At 49.3% G+C, this 2552-nt stretch carries 5 protein-coding genes; 4 read left to right on the top strand and 1 reads right to left on the bottom strand.

Annotated features, from left to right (window positions below; genetic code table 11):
* The coding region (locus tag ACP5D0_RS10465) for a cytochrome ubiquinol oxidase subunit I (protein WP_472365750.1) at nt 1-299 on the bottom strand (299 nt) is incomplete at its 3' end.
* Nucleotides 300-640: 341 nt separating this feature from the next.
* Here ACP5D0_RS10465 and murI point away from each other — a divergent pair.
* The 4 genes from murI to ACP5D0_RS10445 all read left to right on the top strand — a co-directional run bounded on the left by murI (nt 641) and on the right by ACP5D0_RS10445 (nt 2424).
* A complete protein-coding gene (gene murI / locus ACP5D0_RS10460; RefSeq protein ID WP_472365749.1) occupies nt 641-1435 on the top strand; it encodes a glutamate racemase in 795 nt (264 codons plus the stop codon).
* 144 nt (nt 1436-1579) lie between these two features.
* The gene (locus tag ACP5D0_RS10455; RefSeq protein WP_472365747.1) at nt 1580-1780 is read left to right on the top strand and encodes an addiction module protein; all 201 of its coding nucleotides are present in this window, start codon (nt 1580-1582) and stop codon (nt 1778-1780) included.
* Between the two features lie 143 nt (nt 1781-1923).
* Nucleotides 1924-2172: a DUF4160 domain-containing protein gene (locus ACP5D0_RS10450; RefSeq protein WP_472365745.1), complete on the top strand. Its 249-nt coding sequence runs from the start codon at nt 1924-1926 to the stop codon at nt 2170-2172.
* Nucleotides 2173-2175: 3 nt separating this feature from the next.
* A complete protein-coding gene (locus ACP5D0_RS10445) occupies nt 2176-2424 on the top strand; it encodes a DUF2442 domain-containing protein (RefSeq protein WP_472365744.1) in 249 nt (82 codons plus the stop codon).
* Nucleotides 2425-2552: the final 128 nt, after the last annotated feature.

Here is a 2552-nt window from a genome sequence, read left to right as displayed (position 1 = left end):
CGCTGCCAACCAAACAGCATCACCCCGAGAAACCCGGCTTCCAGGAAAAACGCCGTCAGCACTTCATACGCCAGCAGAGGCCCTAATACCGGCCCGGTAATTTCCGAAAACCTGGAAAAGTTGGTGCCAAACTCAAACGACAGCACAATCCCGCTGACCACCCCCATGCCGAAGGTAATGGCAAACGGCTTAATCCAGAATTTCGCCAACTGAAGATACACCGGGTTACGGGTCTTCAGCCACAGGCCTTCCCAAATGGCAATGGCCGTTGCCAGCCCGATGGTAATGGACGGAAACAAAATGTGAAAACTCACCGTAAACGCAAACTGCATACGGGACAAAATGGCGGCATCTAATTCCATGGAGGCATCCTAAAGTTGAATCCTAAGTCTTTTTTAAGTCTTTATTCGAAAAGGGTTTTTCGCCATTCTATTGCAACAGCCCGCCAAAAGGGAACCTAAAACGTTGAATCTTTTATGACGCCGATCATCAAAACCGCTTTTGCCGACCACAACCCGACAAATTCGCCCTATCGCTCCTTTTACCAGGCCTGGCGAAAACGCCCAGGCCTGCAAAGCCTATCCCAGCCCCCATAAATCCATTACAATACGCCAAAATTAACCCAGCGGATTCTGACTCAATGAAGTGTGCGCACCCCATCGGCATTTTCGACTCCGGCATCGGCGGCCTGCCCATCGCCCGAAAAATTCATGAATTGCTGCCCAACGAAACCCTGATTTACGTCGCCGACACCGCCCACACCCCCTACGGCGAAAAAACCGAAGACTATATTCTGCGACGCTCGCTGGCCGTCACCGATTTTCTGCTGTCGCACAACGCCAAAGCCATTGTCGTCGCCTGCAACACCGCCACCATGGTCAGCATCCAAACCCTGCGCCAACGCTATTCGATTCCGTTTATCGGCGTCGAGCCCGGCGTCAAACCTGCCGCCATCCACACCCAAAGCGGCATCATCGGCGTGCTCGCCACGGAAAAAACCCTCACCAGCGAAGCCTTCAATCAGCTCACCCAGCGCGTCGCCGCCAACGCCCAACTGGCGATTCAACCCTGTCCCAAACTCGTGCGGCTGGTGGAAAACCTGCAACTGGACGACGACGAAACCCATCAAACCGTCCACGACTACATTCAACCCCTCATCGCCCAAGGCGCGGACACCCTCATTCTAGGCTGCACCCACTTCACCCACCTGGCACCCGTCATCGAACAAGTGGCAGGCCTGGGCGTTTCCGTCATTCGCACCGAAACCCCCGTTGCCAACGAAGTGGTGCGCCGCCTGCAAACCGCTGGACACCTCAACCCAAGCACCACACCCCCCGCCAACCCCATCACCTTCTACACCAACAGCGACCTAAACACCTTCCAAAAACAAATCGCCCACCTCTGGGGTGAAAACGCCCACGTCAAAGGCTTTTAAATGACGGCGAAAGTCGATTTACAGCACATCAAACGGACGAGGCTCACAAGGCACGGTACGGAATCGTTATCTGCTAAACAGCCAGACGCCTTGATTATGATTTTGTGATAAAATCGCACAGTCGGCCGATTCGAGGAAAAGAAAATGGAAATTCAATCACTTACCGTATCCGAGCGCATTATTCTCGCCGAAACCCTGTGGGATAGCGTGGTCGCTGAAGATTCAGAAATTGAACTCACAGAACCTCAGAAGAAAGAACTGGACAAGCGTTTGGACGCCTTCGAGATCGACCGCGATATGGGATCTTCCTGGTCAAGTGTCAAAGCTCGAATAGTCTCCAAATAAATGCATAAATGCACTGCGCCCTCACACTTCGAAAAGAAGCCGAGTTTGATATTAACGAGCACTTCAGCTTCTACGAAGCTTGAATTCAACCATTAACTGCAACGGCCAGCTTAACGGGTAGAACAGGAAATAGGAAAACAGGGATGCCAGAAATAGCAAGATTTTATGGAATTGTAATAAAGCTTTTCTTCGGTGATCATCCACCACCGCATTTTCATGCAGTGTACGGCGAATATGTCGGTTTGTTCAATATAGACACGCTTGAGATGATTGAAGGTGATCTACCAAAGAGAGCAAAGAAGTTGGTTATCGAATGGGCAACGGTCAATAAAGATGAATTGAAAAAGATGTGGGACGCTCAAGAATTCCACAAATTACCACCTCTGGAGTAAGCAATGCAATATCCGAGAATCAAATCCGCATCAGCAATCGACAATCATACTTTGATGGTTGAGTTTGATAATAACGAAATGAAAAAATATGATGTATCTCCGCTCCTAAATAAAGAGATGTTCGCCCCATTAAACAATCCAGTTTTGTTCAAAGCGGTAAAAGTCGAGCAAGGTGGGGTGGCCGTAGTCTGGAATAGCGAGATTGACATCAGTGAATATGAATTATGGAAGCATGGTCAAACAATGCCCTAACAAAGCAATTAAATCAATAAGGTCAGACTCGATTGATTTTCAACATCGCCGATTTCAGGATTGTTGATGAGCTGTTTGATGGCTATCGACATGCCGAGTACCTCATAAATTTAAATAGAGTGATTCCA

Source organism: Hydrogenovibrio sp. (genome assembly GCF_049975065.1).
Classification (GTDB): Bacteria; Pseudomonadota; Gammaproteobacteria; order Thiomicrospirales; family Thiomicrospiraceae; genus Hydrogenovibrio.
Note: the sequence above shows the minus strand (reverse complement) of the source record. Positions and strands in the feature narration are given on the sequence as shown.

Bases quoted from the DNA above. Each gene is read 5' to 3' on its own strand.
- murI (WP_472365749.1), top strand. From the start codon at position 641: ATGAAGTGTGCGCACCCCATCGGCATTTTCGACTCCGGCATCGGCGGC.
- ACP5D0_RS10455 (WP_472365747.1), top strand. From the start codon at position 1,580: ATGGAAATTCAATCACTTACCGTATCCGAGCGCATTATTCTCGCCGAA.
- ACP5D0_RS10450 (WP_472365745.1), top strand. From the start codon at position 1,924: ATGCCAGAAATAGCAAGATTTTATGGAATTGTAATAAAGCTTTTCTTC.
- ACP5D0_RS10445 (WP_472365744.1), top strand. From the start codon at position 2,176: ATGCAATATCCGAGAATCAAATCCGCATCAGCAATCGACAATCATACT.